The sequence below is a fragment of the Nocardiopsis sp. CNS-639 genome, assembly GCF_000381685.1.
Taxonomy (GTDB): Bacteria; Actinomycetota; Actinomycetes; order Streptosporangiales; family Streptosporangiaceae; genus Nocardiopsis; species Nocardiopsis dassonvillei.
In genome coordinates, this window is the sequence record NZ_KB906874.1 from 1 (window position 1) to 18,758 (window position 18,758).

The 18,758-nt window shown below is 73.4% G+C and carries 17 protein-coding genes; 4 read left to right on the forward strand and 13 right to left on the reverse strand.

The genetic code is table 11. The annotated features are described in order from the left end of the window. Positions 1-542 precede the first annotated feature (542 nt). Positions 543-1,841, reverse strand: coding sequence for a tyrosine--tRNA ligase (gene tyrS, locus G011_RS0124210; protein ID WP_019610730.1), 1,299 nt, complete (start codon positions 1,839-1,841; stop codon positions 543-545). A 256-nt stretch (positions 1,842-2,097) separates the two neighbouring features. On the opposite strand from tyrS, the gene G011_RS0124215 reads away from it, so the two are divergent. The 4 genes from G011_RS0124215 (at position 2,098) to G011_RS0124230 (ending at position 4,946) form a co-directional block, all read left to right on the forward strand. After that, a complete protein-coding gene (locus G011_RS0124215) occupies positions 2,098-2,907 on the forward strand; it encodes an alpha/beta fold hydrolase (protein WP_019610731.1) in 810 nt (269 codons plus the stop codon). Further along, a complete protein-coding gene (locus tag G011_RS0124220) occupies positions 2,900-3,508 on the forward strand; it encodes a TetR/AcrR family transcriptional regulator (RefSeq protein WP_026338613.1) in 609 nt (202 codons plus the stop codon). Before G011_RS0124215 ends, G011_RS0124220 begins: the two co-directional genes overlap by 8 nt. A 3-nt stretch (positions 3,509-3,511) precedes the next feature. Beyond that, the gene (locus G011_RS0124225) at positions 3,512-4,093 is read left to right on the forward strand and encodes a hypothetical protein (protein WP_019610733.1); all 582 of its coding nucleotides are present in this window, start codon (positions 3,512-3,514) and stop codon (positions 4,091-4,093) included. Positions 4,094-4,238: 145 nt separating this feature from the next. Further along, on the forward strand, positions 4,239-4,946 hold the full coding sequence (locus tag G011_RS0124230) for an HNH endonuclease family protein (protein WP_019610734.1): 708 nt from the start codon (positions 4,239-4,241) through the stop codon (positions 4,944-4,946). A 7-nt stretch (positions 4,947-4,953) separates the two neighbouring features. On the opposite strand, the gene G011_RS0124235 is transcribed toward G011_RS0124230, so the two are convergent. The 12 genes from G011_RS0124235 to argF all read right to left on the reverse strand — a co-directional run bounded on the left by G011_RS0124235 (position 4,954) and on the right by argF (position 18,756). Further along, a complete protein-coding gene (locus G011_RS0124235) occupies positions 4,954-5,361 on the reverse strand; it encodes a hypothetical protein (RefSeq protein WP_019610735.1) in 408 nt (135 codons plus the stop codon). Positions 5,362-5,604: 243 nt separating this feature from the next. Beyond that, on the reverse strand, positions 5,605-6,816 hold the full coding sequence (lhgO, locus tag G011_RS0124240) for an L-2-hydroxyglutarate oxidase (RefSeq protein ID WP_019610736.1): 1,212 nt from the start codon (positions 6,814-6,816) through the stop codon (positions 5,605-5,607). A gap of 47 nt (positions 6,817-6,863) precedes the next feature. After that, positions 6,864-7,325: a DUF742 domain-containing protein gene (locus G011_RS0124245; RefSeq protein ID WP_019610737.1), complete on the reverse strand. Its 462-nt coding sequence runs from the start codon at positions 7,323-7,325 to the stop codon at positions 6,864-6,866. After that, positions 7,315-10,044 carry a nitrate- and nitrite sensing domain-containing protein gene (locus G011_RS0124250; protein ID WP_026338615.1) on the reverse strand — a complete coding sequence of 910 codons (2,730 nt, stop codon included), beginning with the start codon at positions 10,042-10,044 and terminating at the stop codon, positions 7,315-7,317. The genes G011_RS0124245 and G011_RS0124250 overlap by 11 nt, the downstream gene beginning before the upstream one ends. A 326-nt stretch (positions 10,045-10,370) precedes the next feature. Next, a complete protein-coding gene (locus G011_RS0124255; protein WP_013154066.1) occupies positions 10,371-11,288 on the reverse strand; it encodes a sirohydrochlorin chelatase in 918 nt (305 codons plus the stop codon). A gap of 156 nt (positions 11,289-11,444) precedes the next feature. Beyond that, entirely contained in the window at positions 11,445-12,041 is a 597-nt protein-coding gene (locus G011_RS0124260; RefSeq protein ID WP_013154068.1) for an ATP/GTP-binding protein, read from the reverse strand. Continuing rightward, positions 12,022-12,516 carry a DUF742 domain-containing protein gene (locus G011_RS0124265; protein WP_026338616.1) on the reverse strand — a complete coding sequence of 165 codons (495 nt, stop codon included), beginning with the start codon at positions 12,514-12,516 and terminating at the stop codon, positions 12,022-12,024. The genes G011_RS0124260 and G011_RS0124265 overlap by 20 nt, the downstream gene beginning before the upstream one ends. After that, complete coding sequence (locus G011_RS0124270) at positions 12,513-12,947, reverse strand: roadblock/LC7 domain-containing protein (RefSeq protein ID WP_013154070.1); 435 nt, start codon at positions 12,945-12,947, stop codon at positions 12,513-12,515. Before G011_RS0124270 ends, G011_RS0124265 begins: the two co-directional genes overlap by 4 nt. Position 12,948: 1 nt before the next feature. Then, positions 12,949-15,438, reverse strand: coding sequence for an ATP-binding protein (locus tag G011_RS0124275; RefSeq protein ID WP_019610739.1), 2,490 nt, complete (start codon positions 15,436-15,438; stop codon positions 12,949-12,951). Positions 15,439-15,743: 305 nt separating this feature from the next. Beyond that, positions 15,744-17,162, reverse strand: a complete 1,419-nt coding sequence (gene argH / locus G011_RS0124280; protein WP_019610740.1) for an argininosuccinate lyase — start codon at positions 17,160-17,162, stop codon at positions 15,744-15,746. A 116-nt stretch (positions 17,163-17,278) separates the two neighbouring features. Next, positions 17,279-17,812, reverse strand: coding sequence for an arginine repressor (locus G011_RS0124285; protein ID WP_013154073.1), 534 nt, complete (start codon positions 17,810-17,812; stop codon positions 17,279-17,281). Next, entirely contained in the window at positions 17,809-18,756 is a 948-nt protein-coding gene (gene argF, locus G011_RS0124290) for an ornithine carbamoyltransferase (RefSeq protein ID WP_019610741.1), read from the reverse strand. Before argF ends, G011_RS0124285 begins: the two co-directional genes overlap by 4 nt. Positions 18,757-18,758 lie beyond the last annotated feature (2 nt).

The window sequence follows — 18,758 nt, forward strand, 5'->3', positions numbered from 1 at the left end:
AGCCCGTTTCCTGTTTCGCTTCCGTGTTTCCTTGGAAGCGCCTCCCGAAGCCTAGCCGATGCAGAGCGGTGCTCGAACCGGTTCGGTTGAGAGGAGGAAGAGAGTTCGCGGCCGCGGTCCGGTTCCGAGTCGGCCCGAGGGCCGCTCGCCGTCCCGCAGCGACTCGTCCGAGTATAGGGAGGGCCGGGGCAGACGTCAAGCCGGAGCCCGGTACGCGCGTCAACCGCGCGGTCCGGGACTCTGTCGCCCCTGGCGGGCGGCTTGTTCGAGCCCCTGTGACGTGCGCGGTCCTCACACCGGGATCGCGCTGTTACGTCGGCTTTTGTTCAGACAACGAGCTTCCTGCCCGGAAGGTTCCCGCTCGAAACCCATCGGCCCCGGTTGTGGCCCAGCTCTCCCTCCCCCTGCTCCGCGCCCCGCGCTCACAGCAGGTCTGCGAGCAGCGTGGACGCGGAGGCGGGAGGCGGCCGGACCGCGCCGGACACCGGATCAGCGGGCACGGCCGCGGGCCGGTGTCAGGCACCGGCCCGCGGAGCGGCATATCAGCCGTTGAGGACCAGGCCGCCGATGTTGCGCTTGCCCTTGCGCAGCACGACGAAGCGTCCCTGGAGCACGTCCTCGGGGCGGAGCACGGCCTCCACGTCGGTGACCTTGACGTTGTTCACGTAGGCCCCGCCCTCCTGGATAGCGCGGCGGGCCGCGGACTTGCTCGGCGTCAGGCCGCTCTGCGCGAACGCGTCGGTCACCAGCAGCCCGTCGACGGGACCGTCGACCTCGGCCCGGGGAACCTCGGCCAGGGCTGCCTCCAGCGTGCGGGCGTCCAGGTCGGACAGGTCCGCGCGGCCGAACAGCGCCAGGCTGGCCTCCTTGACCTTGCGGCACTCCTCCTCGCCGTGCACGAGGACGGTGAGGTCCTCGGCCAGGACGCGCTGGGCGGCGCGGGCCTGCGGACGCTCCTCGGTCTGGCGCTCCAGTTCCTCGATCTCGTCGCGGTCGCGGAAGCTGAAGGTCTTCAGGTAGCGGACCACGTCGCGGTCGTCGGCGTTGAACCAGAACTGGTAGAAGGCGTACGGCGAGGTCAGCTCGGGGTCGAGCCAGACGCTGCCGGACTCCGTCTTGCCGAACTTGGTGCCGTCGGCCTTGGTGAGCAGGTTCGTGGTCAGTCCGTGCGCCTGGCCGTGCGGCTCGTTTCCGTCCATCCTGCGGACCAGGTCCAGGCCCGCGGTGATGTTGCCCCACTGGTCGGAGCCGCCGGTCTGCAGCGTGCAGCCGAAGCGGCGGTAGAGCTGGACGTAGTCGTAGGACTGCAGGAGCACGTAGCTGAACTCGGTGTAGCTCATGCCCTCACCGTCGAGCCGGCTCCTCACCGTCTCCCGGGCGAGCATCTGGTTGACGCTGAAGTGCTTGCCGACGTCGCGCAGCAGCTCGATGGCGTTGATCTCGCCGAGCCAGTCGGCGTTGTTGGCCAGGACGGCGTCGGTCGGCTCCGGCTGCTCCCCTTCGGGGGTGAAGCGCAGGAACGCGGACAGCTGCCCGCCCAGGTTGTCGACCCAGCCCCGCACGGTCTCCAGCGAGTTGAGCTGGCGCTCGGCGTTGGGCTTGGGGTCGCCGATGAGACCGGTGCCGCCGCCGACCAGCGCGATCGGGCGGTGTCCTGCCTTCTGGAAACGGGCCAGGGTCAGGATCTGGGTGAGGTGGCCCACGTGCAGGCTGCCCGCCGTAGGGTCGAATCCGCAATACAGGGTGATCGGACCATCGGCGAGCGCCTTGCGCAGTGCGTCAAGGTCGGTCGTCTGCGCGAGCAGGCCGCGCCACTGGAGTTCGTCGATGATGTCGGTCACTGTGTTGCTCTCTGTTGTATAGGCGGGCCCCTGGGGCCCGATCTGCCTTGAAGTGTAGGCCGGACGCGGCGGAACGCCATCCGGTTTTCCCGCCTCTCCACGCTATCGGCTGTGGTGGAGCCGCAGATCGCGCGGCCCTGCCCTGCACGGAGACGGCCCCGCCCCACGAAGAACCCGGCCGGACCCCCTTGACCCGGTTGGCTAATGACATTAGCTTTCTGGTTATCAGGGAAAGCCAAACGGCGGGGAGAGCACGATGCACCACCTCACACGTCCTCAGGGGCGGATCGCCTACGACCTCTACGGAGCCGGGAACACCGGACCACTCGTGGTCTGCGTGCCCGGCATGTTCGACCACCGCCACTCCTTCCGGTTCGTCGGCGCGGGCCTGGCCGGGGCCGGGTACCGGGTCGCCGTCATGGACCTGCGCGGCCACGGCGACAGCGACACCACCTTCGACGACCACACCAGCCGGGCGGCGGCCACCGACGTCCTCGCCCTCGCCGAGGAGCTGGGCGGAGAAGACGTGGTCGTCGTGGGCAACTCCCTGGGCGCGGGCGCCGCCGCCATCGCGGCCAAGGAGCGGCCCGACCTCGTCGCGGGCATCGCCCTGCTCGGCCCGTTCCTGGGCCCGCCCTCCCAGGGCCTGTTCACCCGTGTCGGCCAGCGTCTGCTCCTGCTGCGCCCCTGGGGTCCCCGCGCCCTGACCGCCGTCTACGACCAGTTGCACACCGGCCGCAAGCCCGAGGGGCACCGGCGCCAGTTGGAGCTGGTCCTGGAGATGCTGCGTCCGGCCGACCGCTACCGCGCCGTGTACCGGACGGTCTACGCGCCCAACGAGACCGTCTCCGACGCCGGGGGGATGCGGGCCCGGGCCGTGGTGGTCATGGGCGAACTGGACCCCGACTGGAAGGACCCGCGTGCCCAGGCCGAGCGGGTGGCCTCCGTGGTGGGGGGTTCGGTGCTGATGGTGCCCGAGTGCGGCCACTACGCCCACGCGCAGCGACCCGACGTGGTCGTGCCCGCCGTGGAGGCACTGCTCCAGGAGGTGGTGGCCGGTGCCTAGGGCGGGGTTGACCCCGGCGGTGGTGGCCGAGGAGGCGGCGCGGCTCAGCGACGAGGAGGGGTTCGACTCCCTGTCCCTGGCCGCGGTCGCCAAGCGGCTCGGAGTGGCCACGCCCAGCCTGTACAAGCACGTGGACGGGCTGGCGGGGCTGCGCCGGGAGGTGGCGCTGCTGGGCGCGAACGGGATCGGCGAGGAGGTGCAGCGCGCCGCCGTGGGCCGGTCCGGCCCGGAGGCGCTGCGCGCGACGGCCGACGCCTACCGCCGCTACGCGCACGTCCATCCGGGGCGCTACGCGGCCCTGCAACAGCTGCCGGTGCTGGCCGGGGCCAGGGCCGAGCTGGCCACCGACCCGGTACGGGTCCTGGCCGCCGTCCTGCGCGGGTTCGGCATCGCCGAGGAGCAGGCTGTGCACGCGATCCGGGCACTGCGCAGTTCGCTGCACGGGTTCGTGGACCTGGAGACGCGCGGCGGCTTCGGCCTGCCCGAGGACGTGGACCAGTCCTACGCGCTGCTGGTGGAGGGGTTCGTCCGCGCCTTCCAGGAGTGGCCGGACACGGTGCCCGGCGCGGCTGGGGCACACGAGGACACGGGGAGGGGGTAGGCGGTGCTGGCAGGACACTTCGGGGTCGCGGGCGTCGTCAGGGCGTGGCGCCCGGAGCTGCCCATGGGCGCGCTCCTGGTCGCGACGCAGTTGCCGGACCTGGTCTTCCTTCCGCTGGCGGCGCTGGGCGTGGAGAGCGGGGGCCCGGCCTCACCCGGTCTGAGCGGTTACGGGTCCCTCCTCATCCGCGCGGAGTACTCCCACGCCCTGGTCAGCAACCTGCTGCTCGCGTTGTCGGTGGGCGCTCTGGTGCACGTGTCGCTCCGTGGACGGTGGGGTCGGGACGCCGGTGCGGTCCTGGGCGGGGTGGTGTTCAGCCACTGGCTCCTGGACCTGCTCGTGCACCGGCCGGACATGCCGTTCCTGCCCGGTGGCGCGGGCGGGCTGCCGCTGCTGGGCCTGGGGTTGTGGGAGGCGCCGGTGGCGGCGGCCGTGGTGGAGGGCGCGCTGGTGCTGGCGGGCACGGTCCTGTACGCCTGGCGCACGCTCCGGGACCAGCCGGACCGCGTCCGGGCACGGCTCTACAGCGCGGGTGTGGGGCTGCTGCTGGTGGGTTCCTTCGTGTTCGACCTCCTCGCGTCCTGACGTTTCCGTCTCCCCTCGTCGGCGCGCTCCCGGTGAGCAACACCTGGCTTCGAGCGGTGTTACGGCCCTGCCCGGCATGGGCCAAGCTGGTGGGGACGACCGCGCGCCGTCCGCGCGCGGCGCCCGACCCGTTGTGGAGCCCCTGATGCCCAAGAAGGCCGCGTCGAAGATCGGTGGTCTGGTGACCGCCGTGGTCGGCGTCCTCGCCGTCGCCGTGTTCGTGCTGTACCAGCTGGGAGTGATCGAACCGGACCCCGAGCGCACCGCCGAACCCCGGGACGACGGTTCGTCCGTGCCCGGGGACGGTGGCGCCTCCTCGTCGGTGGAGCAGGCCCGGCAGTGGATGGAGGAGTTGCGGGTGGAGGAGGAGAGCGACCCGCCGGGGTACGACCGGGCGCTCTTCCCCCACTGGGACAGCGGTGTGCAGGACAACTGCACCACCCGTCAGGTGGTCCTGCTGCGCGACGGCGAGGACGTGCGGGTCGACGACGACTGCCAGCCGGTGTCGGGGTCCTGGTACAGCCCCTATGACGGGGAGACCCTGACCGAGGCGGAGGACCTGGACATCGACCACATGGTGGCCCTGAAGGAGGGCTGGCGCTCGGGCGCCCACGAGTGGACGACCGAGGAGCGCGGGCGCTTCGCCAACGACCTGGACTCCTCCCAGCTGTGGGCGGTGAGCGCTTCGACCAACCGGTCCAAGGGCGACTCCGACCCGGCGGACTGGCTGCCGCCGTTGGAGTCCTCGCACTGCGACTACGTGGTCTCGTGGATCGAGGTCAAGCACGTGTGGGACCTGACCGTCGATCCGGACGAGGAGGCGGCGCTGCGCGAGGTGCTCTCGGGCTGCTGAGGCCGGTTCAGGCGGGGTTGGCGGCTCTGACGCCCCGGGCGGTGGTCAGGAGTTCCTTCTGACCGACGAGGCCGAAGGCGTCGCGGACCTCCACCGCCGCCCCCCTGAAGGGCGTCCAGAACGCCTCGGTCTCGCCGTGCAGGGCGGTGAGGCCGTTGTTGTCGAACTCGGTGAGCTCCCAGTCGGGTGAGCGCTCGTGGTAGTCGGTCAGGAAGTCGCGGACGGCGGACAGGTCGGTGAGCCTGTCGCCGCGCATGACCAGGACCTGGAGTACCACCCTGGCCCCTCCCCCCTCCAGGGTCGTCTCCCACACCCGGCTGGAGAAGGACACTCCGCCCCACTCGTAGTCGAAGTCGGAGACCGAGGTCCGGTCGTCGATCTGGTCGGGCAGGTACCCGATGGTGAATCCGTCCAACTCTCCCCCTCGTGGGCTTGCTGCGGCCGGGGCCGCGACGAGTGCGAGCGCGGTGGCGAGGACCGCCGCGACCCACCGGAAAACACGCATGGTCACCTCCGGCGGCGGTCACGGGACCCTCCCGCACCGCCGCCACTTCTCATGGTGGGACGCCGCGAAGGCCCGTACCAGAGTGTCCTCGAGCCTGTGGATAACTTCCGCCGACACGCACGGGGCCCGCGTCGGAGCCCCCTACCCCGGCGGTCAGGGGACGAACGTGTCGGTGAGGAACTCCGCGATCGCCAGGGATGAGGTGGCCGCGGGCGAGGGCGCGTTGCGCACGCACACCACCCGCCCGTGGGTGTCCACGTGGAAGTCGTCGAGCAGGGAGCCGTCCCGGGCCAGTGCCTGGGCGCGCACCCCGGACGGGGCCGGACGCAGGTCGGCGGCGGCCAGTTCGGGCAGCAGCCGCCTGGCCTGGGCGGCGAACGCGGCCCGAGAGGCGGACACGAGGGTCTCCCGGGCGCCCACGGCCCAGTGGCGGCGGGCCAGGCGCCAGAACCCGGGCCAGGACAGGGTCCGCGCGAGTTCGCGGGTGCGCACGTCGCGTGCCCGGTAGCCCTCCAGCGCGGTGGCGAGGATGGCGTTGGGCCCGGCCATGACCTCGCCGTGGACGTGGCGGGTCAGGTGCACCCCGAGGAAGGGGTACCGCGGGTCGGGGACGGGGTAGAGCAGGCCGTTCACCAGGTGGCGGCGCTCGGGGACGAGCTCGTGGTACTGGCCGCGGAAGGGCACCACCCGGGGGTCCTCCGCGGCGCCCGCCATGCGGGCGAGGCGGTCGCTGTGCAGGCCGCCGCAGACCACCAGGCGGTCGAAGCGGTGGACGAGCCGCTCGCCCCGGGGATCGCCGGTGAGGACGCGGACGCCGTCGTGTTCCTGGCGCAGGTCCAGGACGGGTGTGTTGAGCAGGATCCGGCCGCCGGACCGGCGCACGTCGTCGGCGAACTGTTCGGCGACGGCGACGAAGTCGGTGACGGCGGTGGTCGGCGAGTGCAGGGCGGCGACGCCCGCCGCGTGGGGTTCGATCTCGCGCAGGCCCTCGGGGCCCAGCCGGGTGACGCCGGGGACGCCGTTCTCCCGCGCGCGGCGTTCGACGTCGTCCAGGCGTGCCTCGTCCTCGGCGTCGGCGGCCACGAGGACCTTGCCGACCTCGTGGTAGGGCAGCCCGTGCTCGGCGCAGTAGTCCCTGAGCAGGCCGACGCCGCGCCGGCACAGCGTGGCCTTGAGGGAGCCGGGCCTGTAGTAGAGCCCGGCGTGGACGACACCGCTGTTGTGGCCCGTCTGGTGCGCGGCGACCCGGTCCTCCTTCTCCAGGACGGTGACGCGGGTGCCGGGGCGGTGGAGGGTGAGGCGGCGGGCGAGGGCCAGTCCGACGATGCCCGCTCCGATGACGCCGATGTGTTCGGTGCTGCGCATGGGCGGCACGCTAGCAACACGGGTCCGGGCGGGAGCGGGCGGACCGGTCACAGCGAGCGCAGACCGACGAGGACGGCGTGCAGCAGGTCCTCCCGGCCCAGCGGGCGTGAGGGACCGCAGCGCTGGAGCGAGCCGTCGGCGACCATGTCGGAGACGATGGCCCTGACCTGGCCGACCGGCAGGCGCACCTCGGCGGCGAGTTCGACGACGGTACGCGCGCGCAGGGCGTGGCGGAGCAGGGCCTCGCGTTCGGGCCGCAGCAGCTCGTGGCGGCCCGGGACACGGGCGGCGACGACGAGGCTGAGCAGGTCGGGCTCGTCCGGGCCGCACCGGGGGACGCCGAAGGCGTCGGCGTCGGGGTCGCCCGCGGCCACGGCGAAGGGGCGCAGGAAGCGCTCCTGGCCGGGTTCCTCCTCGGGGCCGGGGAGGACCGGCGGCGGGGGCGGGTCGGGGCGGGTTCCGTAGGCGTGCGCGGCCGTTCTGCGGCCGGGGCTGCCGTCAGCTCTCACCGTTCCCCCTCTGCTGTGTGGGGGCGGGTGCGTGCAGCGCGCCGTCGTGCCACGGTTCGGGGACGGGTTCCTGTGCGAGCGGGTGGCCGTGCGGGTCGGGGAGGAGGTGCTCCCCCGGCGGAGCGGTGCCGCCGGGACCGCCGGAGGCGGGAACGGACCTCTGCGGTCCGGTGTGCGCGAGGACGACGCCGTGCGGGCCGGTCCGGTCCGGCCGCGGGGAGAAGGGCTGCGGGCCGGTCTGCCCGGCGGGGACCACGGAAGGCTGCGGACCTGTCTGGCCCGCGCGCACGGGGACCCGCGGTTCGGCCCGCTCCGGCCGCGGCACCGAGGGCTGAGGGCCGCTCTGGCCGAGAGGCGGCACGGGGACCTGCGGACCGGTCCGGTGCTGCTGTGCCAGGGGCTGTGGACCACTCTGGCCGGAAGGCGGCACAGGAACCCGCGGTTCGGCCCGATCCGCCCGCGGCACCGAGGGCTGTGGACCGCTCTGGCCGAGAGGCGGCACGGGGACCTGCGGACCGGTCCGGTCCGGCCCCGGCACGAAGAGCTGCGGACCTGTCTGCCCCGAAGGCGTGACGGGCGCCTGCGGGCCGGTCCGGCCGTGGACGGTGCCGTCCGCGCCGCCCGCGCCGTGGCCGCGCGTGGTGAGGGCGGCCCTCGCGGGAGGCGCCCCCCACCCGGCCGGAACGCGGGCCTCCCGTCCGTTCGCCACCTGGCGGCCCGTGGGCGTGCCCGCGACCGTCACGAGGTTGTCGACCGGCTCCAGCAGCGAGGCGGGGATGAGCACGGTCGCCCGGGTGCCCCCGTAGGGCGAGGGCCGCAGCCAGACCCGGACCCCGTGCCGCCCCGCCAGGCGGGACACCACGAACAGGCCCAGCCGGGGGTCCTCGGGCAGGGCCATGACGTCGAACTCGGGGGGCTGGGTGAGCGTGCGCTCGGCCTCCGCGTAGCCGCGCTCGGACATGCCCAGACCCCGGTCCTCGATCTCCACCACCAGCCCCTCCGCGGCCGGGGTGCAGCCGACGTCCACGGGCGTTCCCGCCGGGGAGAACTGCGTGGCGTTCTCGACCAGCTCGGCGAGCAGGTGCACCACGTCGGCGACCACCTGCCCGTGCATGAGCACGCGGGGCGCCGAGGTCAGGCGGACGCGTTCGAAGTCCTCGGTCTCGGCGATGGCGGCGCGCAGCACGTCCACGAGCGGGCGGGGCTGGCGCCAGCGGCGGGCCGACTGCCCCCCGCCGAGGATGATGAGGTTGTCGGAGTAGCGGCGCGCGCGGGTGGCCAGGTGGTCCAGGCGGAACAGGCGGCGCAGCGCCTCGGGGTCCTGTTCGTGGTACTCGATCTCGTCGAGCAGGCGGAGCTGGCGCTGGACCAGGGCCTGGTTGCGGAAGGCGATGCCCAGGAAGGCGCGGTTGGCCCCCCGGCGGATCTCGGCCTGGAGCACGGCCGACTCCACGGCGGTGAGCTGGGCGGCGTCGAAGGCCTCGGCGACCTGGCCGATCTCGTCGTCCCCCCAGTCGTCCAGCGGCGGCAGCTCCTCCTGGACGTCGACCTTCTCGCCGCGCTGGGCGCGGTCGACGATGTCGGGCAGGTCGCCATCGCGCTCCAGGATCTGTTCGCGCAGGTGGGTCAGGCGATCGGTGAGGCGGCGCGAGGAGCGGCCGACCACGGCGATGGCCACCGCGCCGCCCGCCAGGGTGAGCGCGGCCGCCGCCACGCCCAGGAAGACGCGCAGCAGTGCGGCGCTCCAGGCCAGGTCGACGGTGCGCCGGGCCTGGAGCCCGGCCAGGTCCTGTAGCGCCAGGGCGGCCTCGGCGGAGGAGTCGTCCCACGACTGCGCCCTGATGTCGATGTCGGCGTTCCAGTCCGAGCCCGTGGCCCCCTGCCCGGGTTCGTCCGGTTCGGCGAGCGGCTGGCGGGTGACCACCCGACGGCTCAGCTCCTCCGCCCGGGACCAGGCGGGCAGGGACACCAGCTCCTCGTAGCGCGCGGCCACGCTCGGGTGCATGGCGGCGCTGGCCGGCTCCAGGGTGTCGCGGTAGGCGGCGGTGAGGTAGGTGAAGTGCGCCGTCTCCTCGTAGCTCATCTCGCCCCGGGCGATGGTCCCCGCGAGCAGCGCGTCGGCGGTGGAGTAGGCGGAGGACGCGCCCATGAGCTCGCTGGTCAGGACGGCGTCGGTGAGGTTCTCCCCGCCGTCGGTGGTGTGCACGAGCGCGGTGATGGCGCCGGTGGTGCCCGCCAGGACCTCGTCGTAGCGCAGGATGGTCCCCTCCTGCCCGAGGTCGTACGCGTCCACGTCCGCGCGGACCTCGTCGAGGATCCCGGCGCTGTCCACCAGGTCGGTCGCGCTGCGTTCGACCTCGTCGTCGCGGGTTCCGCGCAGTCGCTCGGCGAACGCGACGGCCTCGGCCATGGCCGTGTCGGTGGCCTCGCGCTGCTCGTCGAGGGCGGCGCCGACCTCGTCGTCGCGGGTTCCGGTGCTCTCGAAGCGGCCCAGGTGGACCAGGGAGAGGCGGCGTTCGGCCCGCACCTCGCCGGCCGCGGCGGAGAAGACCTGTGTTCCCTCCCGCGCCTGGACGACGGCTCCCATGAACTGGACGGCGCGGATGGTGCCGATGGCGGCCACGACGAGCCAGAGCGCGAGGAAGCACAGGCTCGGGATCAGCACGATGCGGGTGAGCTGTCTCCGGATCGTGGGCGCGTTGTCGCGGGTTCTGCGCATGGCCCCCTCCGGCCTGTGCGGTTGCCGGGCGGCGAGAGGGCGCCCCGGCGGCTTTCGGTCGGTCAAGCCGAGGCTATCGAAGAATCCTTGCTTTATGCTGTCAAACGATCACTATCAGTTGCCTTTTCTTGGCGCGGTTCTCTTCCCCGGATGTGCTAAAGGCCGCTCTCGGGACGAGAAACCGCAGGTCCGGGCGCCGGGCGCACGCGACGGGGGCCGCCCGCTGTGCGGACGGCCCCCGGGAGGCACACTCGTGTGCCGGGGTACGGCGTGTCGCGCCCTCGGGGCGCTGTCGGGGAGGCTGCGTTCGTCGCGGCCGCGCGCCGTCAGGACTCCGGGCGGTGCCGGGAGCCCACCGGGGCGGGCAGCTCCTCGACCGTGGGCGGCTGCTCCACGCCCAGGGAGTTGAGGACCTCGGCGTAGCGCAGGGCGGCGATCTTGCCCAGCAGGCTGTCCGCGCCCAGGGGCGCGCCGAGTCTGGCGCCGAAGCGCGCGGCGAGCGCCTCCAGCTCCTCGCGGGGCAGCTCCGGCCCCAGGGCGCTGGGCGCGATCACCGGGCGCCTGCAGCCGCCCTGGCGCAGCTGGCCCACGACCTGCTCGACCGCGGCCTCGTTCTCCAGGTCGGCGGGCAGCACGGTCAGGCCCAGGCGCGCGGCGAGCAGCACGGCGCTCACCCCCGCGGCCCCGGCCGCGGCCTCGCCGCCCACGGCTCCGACGATGATGCCGTCCGCCATGGTGGTGTCACGGGCGACGACGCTGATCAGGCGCATGCGGTCCGCGCGCACGTATCCGGACTCGGCCAGCCGCAGGTGCAGCACCTCGGCGAGCATGGGGTGCGGCCCCAGGCCCTCGGTGACGCGCGCTTCGGCGCCGGTCCGGGCGACGGCCTCCTCGATCGCCGCGGACGTGCCCGCGTGCGGTGCGGTGACCAACGGGACGACGACGGCGGACAGGGGGCTGCCCTGGTCGTCCTTGAGATCGGTGAGGGCCTCGGTGAGGCTCTGTTCGTCGCCCTCGGTGTGGCCGTAGCGGATGGTGACCTCGGGGCGGTAGGCGCGCACGAGGTCGGCCATCCGGGCACCGATCGACTCACCGTCGGCGCCCCTGGCCCGGTCGGCCGTGCCCGGGACCGCCATGATCAGGGCGGGGGTGCCGAACCAGTTGTCGAAGGACAGCGGGTTGCGGTGGCGGCCGGAGCGCCGCTTGGGCAGTTCGCGTGGGGGAAGTCGGTCAGAGTTTCGCATACCAGGATTCAGATGAGAGGCGGATGGGGTGCCCGGTGGGGCCGGTGGTCACTGCCGCGACATTGTAGCGTTCGGCACCTTGTTGCATGGGCGTGTCCTCCGAACGTATACCGGATCGAATCCGCAGGGATTGTCCGGGTCGGCGACCCGCACGTGTCACCCGCTCATGACGGGGCTCCGGCCCTGGATCACATGGGTGACCAGCTCCACCAGCACCTCCTTGCAGGACTCGCGCTCGCGGGCGTCGGCCATGATGACCGGCACCTCGGCGGAGATGTCCAGCGCCTCGCGGACCTCCTCGTGGCGGTAGACGGTGGAGCCCTCGAAGCGGTTCACCGCGACCACGAAGGGCAACCCGCGGCGCTCGAAGAAGTCCACGGCGTGGAAACAGGTGTTCAGGCGGCGGGTGTCGGCCAGGACGACCGCGCCCAGCGCCCCCTGGGAGAGCTCGTTCCACATGAACCAGAACCTGTCCTGTCCAGGGGTGCCGAACAGGTACAGGACGATGTCGGGGTTGATGGTGATGCGGCCGAAGTCCAGGGCGACCGTGGTGGTGGTCTTGTCCTCCACTCCCCCGAGGTCGTCCACGCCGTAGCTGGCCTCGGTCATCACCTCCTCCGTGCTGAGCGGGGTGATCTCACTGACGGAGCCGACCAGTGTGGTCTTGCCCGCGCCGAATCCCCCCGCGACGATGATCTTGACCGCCTGGGGGATCGCTTCCTGCGGCCTGGTGTCAGAGTCTGCGGATGCCATCGAGTACCGCCTGAAGTACTTTCTTCTCGGGAAGCTGGGTCATGGGCGCCCGGGTGCGCACGTCGCCGTCGGCGAGGAGGTCTCCCAGGAGCACCCTGACAACGGTCAGGGGGATGTCGAGCCGGGCGGAGATCTCGGCCACCGATATGGGTCTGCGGCACAGGCTCAGGATGGCCTGCTGTTCGGGCTCTCCCTCCCGGTCCCCGCGGTCCGCGGCGGCGACGACGATGGTGACCAGGTCCAGACGCGGACCGGTGCGGGGCCGGGTGCGGCCCCCGGTCATGGTGTACGGGCGCACGAGCTGTCCCGAGGGGGCGTCACCGAGCACGACGCCCGCCGAGGGCCCCTCCGACGTCGGGTGCCCCCGTCCCCTGTACCAGGCCAGTGCCCGGCGGCCGGACAGCGGCTGCGCCGCCTCGTCCGGGGCCGAGGGCACGGCCGGCGGCGCTCCGCGCCGCTCTCCGGACGTGCTCATGAACCGGCGCTCCCGGTGACGGTGAGGTGGTCCGGCCGGCGCGGCGCGGCGGTGAGGAACTGGCCCACCCGCTTGACCCGCAGGTTCATCTCGTAGGCGACCAGCCCGACGTCGGCGTCCTCGGTGGCCAGCACCGCCAGGCACGCTCCGGCGCCCGCGGCGGTGACGAAGAGGTAGGAGTGCTCCATCTCCACCACGGTCTGGCGGACGTCGCCGCCGCCGAAGTGTCGGCCCGTCCCGCGCGCCAGGCTCTGGAACGCCGACGCCAGGGCCGACAGGTGCTCGGCGTCCTCGGGGGCCAGTCCCCGCGAGCCTCCGAGCAGCAGTCCGTCGGCCGACAGCACGATCGCGTTCTCGGCGCCGACGACGCGGTCGACCAGGTCGTCCAAAAGCCAGTCCAGATTGTCAGCGGCCTTGCTCTTGCCCACCATGTCAGTCGCTTTCTCCCGTGTGATCGTCGGCGCTCGCACCGACCTGACCGTCACTGCTGTGTTCACGTCCGTCGGCGTCGGCCCCGATGTCCGCGGCCCGGCCGCGCCGGGTACCGGCGCTGAAGGCGTCCATCATCTGCCGCGCCTGTTCGGGGGTGCGCCGTGAGGAGCCCGGGGGGTCGGCTTCGTCCCACTCCGGCGGGTCCGCGGCTCTGAGCTGGGGGGCGAGGCTGGCCTGGCGCCTGCGCCGGGGAAGTCCGGGACGGCCGGGTGCGGCGCCGACCCGGCCGTCCCCGGGTTCGGCCCCGGGGGCGGCGTCCGCGGTCTCGGAGTCGGGCACGGGCGCCGGTACCCGGCGCAGCAGGGGCGTGCCCCGGGGCGGGCGTGCGCCGTCGCCGTCGCGGGGGACCGGACGCAGGAGCGGCCGACTCCGGTGGGGGGCGTCCTGCGTGGCGAGCGCGTCGCCGTGCTGCGCCGACGGCTCACGCAGTACCGAGTGGGCGCCCTGGCGGATGGCCGCGCGGGGTCGTTCCGGGGCGCTGGATGAGGAGGCGACCAGGGCGCCGGGGATGAGCACCACGGCCCGGGTCCCTCCGTAGGGCGAGTGCCGCAGCTGCACCCGGATGTCGTGTTTGGCGGCGAGGCGGGCGACGACGAACAGGCCCAGGCGCGAGTCCCCGCCGGAGGTCATGACGTCGAACTCGGGCGCCTCGCTGAGGGTGCGGTTGGAGCTGGTCAGGACCTCCTCGGTCATGCCCAGGCCCCGGTCCTCGATCTCCACGGCCACGCCCTTGGGCACGGACTCCGTGGCGATGGTGACCTGGGTGTGCGGCGGCGAGTAGGCGGTGGCGTTCTCGACCAGCTCGGCGAGCATGTGGATGACGTCGGCCACCGCGGCGCCGGACAGCGACAGGTCGGGGACGGAGGTCAGTCGGACCCTGGTGTACTCCTCGGTCTCGGAGATCGCGCCGCGCAGGATGTCCACGAGCGGGACGGGGTGGCGCCAGCGGCGGCCGGGCTGGGCGCCGCCCAGGATGATGAGGTTCTCGGCGTGGCGGCGGCCCCGGGTGGCCAGGTGGTCGAGCTGGAAGAGGCTCTCCAGCAGGTCGGGGTCCTCCTCCTCGCGCTCGACGCGGTCCAGCAGCTGGAGCTGGCGCTGGAGGAGGGACTGGTGGCGGTGGGCGATGCCGAGGAAGACCCGGTTGACGCCCGCGCGGATGTCGGCCTGTTTGACGGCGGCGGCGACGGCGGTGCGCTGGGCGATGTTGAAGGCGTCGGCGACCTGTCCGACCTCGTCGTCGCCGTGGTCGAGCTGCTTCATCTCGGTGTCGAGGTCGACCTGCTCCCCCGACTCCAGGCGGCGCACGATACGGGGCAGGTCGCTGCGCGCGCTGCCCAGGGTGTCGGCGCGCAGCTGGGCGAGCCGGTGGGTGAGGCGTCCGGCGGAGCGGGCGGCCACACCGTAGGCGAGGGTGCCCGCGAACAGGGAGGTGATGCTGCCGCCCAGGGCGAGGGTGAGCATCCAGGAACTGGCCTGCTCGGTGGCGGTGACGACGGAGGCGGCGCGCGTGGCGGTGATGTCGGCCAGTTCGGCGTTGACCTGGTCGGCGGCCTCGCGCCAGCCCCCGAGCCCCTCGGGCGGAGTCGGGTCTCGGGTCTGTTCGCCGCTGAGGACGTCCACGATGACCGGGGCCTCGTGGGCGGCGAGGGTGTCCGCGATGGCCAGGGCGTCCTGCCAGGGGCGGCTCTCGGCGAGGGCGGTCACGGCGGGGGGCTCGCCGTCGTCGGCGGCGGGGCCGGGAGGGGCCATGTCGACGCGGTGGCGGGCGTCCGCGGTGAGCGCGACGACTCGTGCCTGCTGGAAGCGGTCGAGGGAGTCCTCGGCGAGCACGGCCGCGATGAGGGCGTCGGCCTGGCTGAAGCTCTCCTGGGCCCACATCAGGTCGGTGACGGCGGCGGCCTCGGCGGTGGCGGGCCCGTTGTCGAGGGAGCGGGCGGTGCCGGCGTAGAGGCGGATGCCCTGTCCGATCGCGGTGGTGTAGACGGTGAGGGCGTCCTCGGTCGGACCGGGCTCGGCGAGGTTCTGGGCGCGCAGTTCCGTGACCTCGGTCAGGGAGGTGAAGAAGTCCTCGGCGAGGGGTTCGGTGGCCGGGTCGTCCCGGTCGCCGATGGTGCCGCGCAGGTCGTGGACGGGGGCGAGTGCCTCGTCGGTGCGCGAGGCCGCGTCGGACAGGGCGGCGCGGCCGTCCTCGGCGGGGTCGGCGAGGTAGGCGGCGCTCAGGCGGCGCTCCTCCTGGAGAAGGGTGAGCGCCGCGGCGAGCCGGATCCCGGCGCGGCCGTCGCCGACCGAGGAGCGCAGCGACACGGCCTGGACGAGCATGGCCGTGCTGAGGACGACGAACAGCGCCAGGAAGGTGATGCTGGGGATCAGTACGATCCTGTTGATCTGAGCCCTGATGGCGCTGCGGCCGGTGCCTCCCGTGTTCCCCATTGCGTTCCTCCCACGGACTGGTCGCGGGCGCCTGCCGGACGTGGGTCGCACCGCACGACGCGCGGATGCGCCGGAAGTGCCGTGCACCGAGGGGTTCGTCACGGTTCGCACAGGGCAGACCACGCCTGGTGCCCGCAGACTCAGGACGCTACCGCACTCTCACGGCGGGTGCCGGGCGAATTCCAAAATGGGTGTGACGTGGGCGCGGGGACCGTGGACGCGGTCGCCGGAGGGGGTCCCGCGAACGCGCACGGGCGCGCCGGCCCCGGTGGGGTCGGCGCGCCCGTACACGGCTTCGGCGGGGCTCAGGCGGTGAAGGCCTTGCGGTGCTCCTCGACGACCGAGCGCAGCTTCTCCAACTGCTCGGCCACGCGCACGGGGGCGGTGCCGCCCTTGTCGGAGCGCGAGGCCAGCGAGCCGGACACGCTGAGGACCTCGCGCACGGCCGGGGTCAGGTGCTCGGAGACGGCGGCGAGGTCGTCGTCGCCGAGATCGGGCAGGTCGATGCCGCGCTCCTCGCACACGCGCACGCAGGCGCCCGCGATCTCGTGCGCCTCCCGGAAGGGCACGCGCTCGCGCACCAGCCACTCGGCGATGTCGGTGGCCAGGGAGAAGCCCTGCGGGGCGAGTTCGGCCATCCGGTCGGTGTGGAAGGTGAGGGTGGCGACCATTCCGGTCATCGCGGGCAGCAGCAGGTGGAGGGTGTCCACCGCGTCGAAGACCGGTTCCTTGTCCTCCTGCAGGTCCCGGTTGTAGGCCAGCGGGAGCCCCTTGAGGGTGGTGAGCAGCCCGGTGAGGTCGCCGACGAGGCGCCCGGCCTTGCCGCGGGCGAGTTCGGCGACGTCGGGGTTCTTCTTCTGGGGCATGATCGAGGAGCCGGTGGAGAAGGCGTCGTCGAGCGTGACGAAGGAGAACTCCTTCGTCGCCCACAGGATGACCTCCTCCGAGAGCCGGGACAGGTCCACGCCGATCATGGCGGTGACGAAGGCGAACTCGGCGACGACGTCGCGGGCGGCGGTGCCGTCGATGGAGTTGTCCACCGAGTCGGGGAAGCCCAGCTCGGCGGCGACCGCGCGGGGGTCCAGCCCCAGGGAGGACCCGGCCAGCGCGCCGGAGCCGTAGGCGGACACCGCGGCGCGGCGGTCCCAGTCGCGCAGCCGCTCGATGTCGCGCACCAGGGGCCAGGCGTGCGCCATGAGCTGGTGGGCGAGCAGCACGGGCTGGGCGTGCTGGAGGTGGGTGCGGCCGGGCATGGCGGCGTCCGGGTGGGCCGCGGCCTGGTCGGCCAGGGCCCGCACCAGGTCCAGGATCTGGTCGGCGATCTGCCGGGCCTCCTCGCGCAGGTACATGCGCACGAGGGTGGCGATCTGGTCGTTGCGGGAGCGCCCGGCGCGCAGCCGCCCGCCCAGTTCGGTGCCGACCCGCTCGATGAAGCCGCGCTCCAGGGCGGTGTGCACGTCCTCGTCCTCCAGGACGGGGGTGAACGCCCCGGAGGCCACGTCGGCCTCCAGCCGGTCCAGTCCCTCGATCATGCGGTCCAGCTCGTCGGCGGTGAGCAGGCCCGCCCGGTGCAGGGCGCGGGCGTGGGCGCGCGAACCGGCGATGTCGTGGCGGGCCAGGCGCCAGTCGAAGTGGGTGCTCAGCGACAGGCGCGCCAGGGCCTGGTCGGGGCCGCCCTCGAAACGGCCTCCCCACAGGCGCAGCGCCTCGGGCTGGTCGGCCATGGTGGTCTCTCCTTGACGTGTGGTGCGGCGGTGCGGGGCCGGGCCCCGCGTCCGCTCGGGTGCTACGTGCGCGGGCCCGGCGGTCCCGGCGGGGTCCGGGACGTCCCCGTACGAGGTTACGGTCTGCGGTCGGCCAGTCGCAGGAGGGCGGCGGCCAGGTCCTCGCCGCCCTGGGGGTCGCGGGAGATGACCAGGATGGTGTCGTCCCCCGCGATGGTGCCCAGGATGGCGTGGAAGTCGGTGTGGTCGATGGCCGAGGCCAGGTACTGGGCCGCGCCGGGCGGGGTGCGGACGATGACCATGTTGGCGGAGGCCTCGGCCGAGACCAGCAGGTCCTCGGCGAGCCGGGTCAGGCGCGCGCCGGAGACCTGTTCCAGGCCCAGGCTGTCGGGGCGGGTGCGCTGGAGGCGTTCGCCCCCCTCCCCCGGCAGCACGTAGACCAGGTGGCCGTCGGCGGTGCGGAGCTTGACGGCGCCCAGTTCGTCCAGGTCCCGGGAGAGGGTGGCCTGGGTGACCTGGACGCCCGCCTCGGACAGGCGCCTGGCCAGCTCGCCCTGGGACCTGACGTCCTCCCGGGTGAGGACGTCGGTGATCCTGGCGTGTCTGGCCGCCTTGGTCATCGGCGCCGTGCCGCCGTTCTCCGCCGTCATGGGCGGACGGCTCCGGGGTTGTCGCTGGCCTCCAGCAGGAAGGCGAGCAGGGCCTTCTGGGCGTGGCGGCGGTTCTCGGCCTCGTCCCAGACCACGCTCTGCGGCCCGTCGATGACCTCGGCGGAGACCTCCTTGCCGCGGTAGGCGGGCAGGCAGTGCAGGACGATCGCCTCGGGGTGGGCGGTGGCGAGCAGGTCGGCGTCGATCGCGTAGGGGCGGAAGGGCGCCTCGCGGTCGGCGGCCTCGTCCTCCTGGCCCATGGACACCCAGGTGTCGGTGGCCAGGACGTCGGCCCCCCGGGCGGCCTCGCGGGCGTCGGCGGTGACCGTGACCGACCCGCCGGTGGTGGCGGCGATCTCGGCGGCGCGCGCGACCACCGCGGGGTCGGGCTGGTGTCCCTCGGGTGCGCCGACGCGCACGTGGAGTCCGGCGGTGGCGCCGCCGAGCAAGTAGGAGTGGGCCATGTTGTTGGCGCCGTCGCCCAGGTAGGCGAGGGTGAGCCCGGCCAGGTCGCCCTTGTGCTCGCGGACGGTCTGCAGGTCGGCCAGGATCTGGCAGGGGTGGAACTCGTCGGTGAGGGAGTTGACCACCGGGACGGAGATGTGGGCGGCCAGGGTCTCCAGGTCGCTCTGGGCGAAGGTGCGCCACACGACGGCGGCGACCTGGCGCTCCAGGACGCGGGCGGTGTCCTCCAGGGGCTCGCCCCGGCCCATCTGGGTGCTCGCGCTGTCCAGGACCAGGGCGCTGCCGCCCAGGTCGGCCACGCCCACGGCGAAGGACAGCCGGGTCCGGGTGGAGGGCTTGTCGAAGAGGAGGGCGACGGTGCGCGGACCGGCGAGCGGCCGGTGGCCGAAGCGGTCCTTCTTCATGTCGTCGGCGAGGTCGAGGACCCGGGCCTGTTCGTCCGGGGTCAGGTCGTCGTCGCGCAGGAAGTGGCGGGTCACGG

What these genes read in the sequence shown, in the direction of transcription:
- G011_RS0124215 (WP_019610731.1), top strand. Translation starts at nt 2,098, where the DNA reads ATGCACCACCTCACACGTCCTCAGGGGCGGATCGCCTACGACCTCTAC.
- G011_RS0124230 (WP_019610734.1), top strand. Translation starts at nt 4,239, where the DNA reads ATGCCCAAGAAGGCCGCGTCGAAGATCGGTGGTCTGGTGACCGCCGTG.
- lhgO (WP_019610736.1), bottom strand. Translation starts at nt 6,816, where the DNA reads ATGCGCAGCACCGAACACATCGGCGTCATCGGAGCGGGCATCGTCGGA.
- G011_RS0124250 (WP_026338615.1), bottom strand. Translation starts at nt 10,044, where the DNA reads ATGCGCAGAACCCGCGACAACGCGCCCACGATCCGGAGACAGCTCACC.
- G011_RS0124255 (WP_013154066.1), bottom strand. Translation starts at nt 11,288, where the DNA reads ATGCGAAACTCTGACCGACTTCCCCCACGCGAACTGCCCAAGCGGCGC.
- G011_RS0124260 (WP_013154068.1), bottom strand. Translation starts at nt 12,041, where the DNA reads ATGGCATCCGCAGACTCTGACACCAGGCCGCAGGAAGCGATCCCCCAG.
- G011_RS0124265 (WP_026338616.1), bottom strand. Translation starts at nt 12,516, where the DNA reads ATGAGCACGTCCGGAGAGCGGCGCGGAGCGCCGCCGGCCGTGCCCTCG.
- G011_RS0124270 (WP_013154070.1), bottom strand. Translation starts at nt 12,947, where the DNA reads ATGGTGGGCAAGAGCAAGGCCGCTGACAATCTGGACTGGCTTTTGGAC.
- G011_RS0124275 (WP_019610739.1), bottom strand. Translation starts at nt 15,438, where the DNA reads ATGGGGAACACGGGAGGCACCGGCCGCAGCGCCATCAGGGCTCAGATC.
- argH (WP_019610740.1), bottom strand. Translation starts at nt 17,162, where the DNA reads ATGGCCGACCAGCCCGAGGCGCTGCGCCTGTGGGGAGGCCGTTTCGAG.
- G011_RS0124285 (WP_013154073.1), bottom strand. Translation starts at nt 17,812, where the DNA reads ATGACGGCGGAGAACGGCGGCACGGCGCCGATGACCAAGGCGGCCAGA.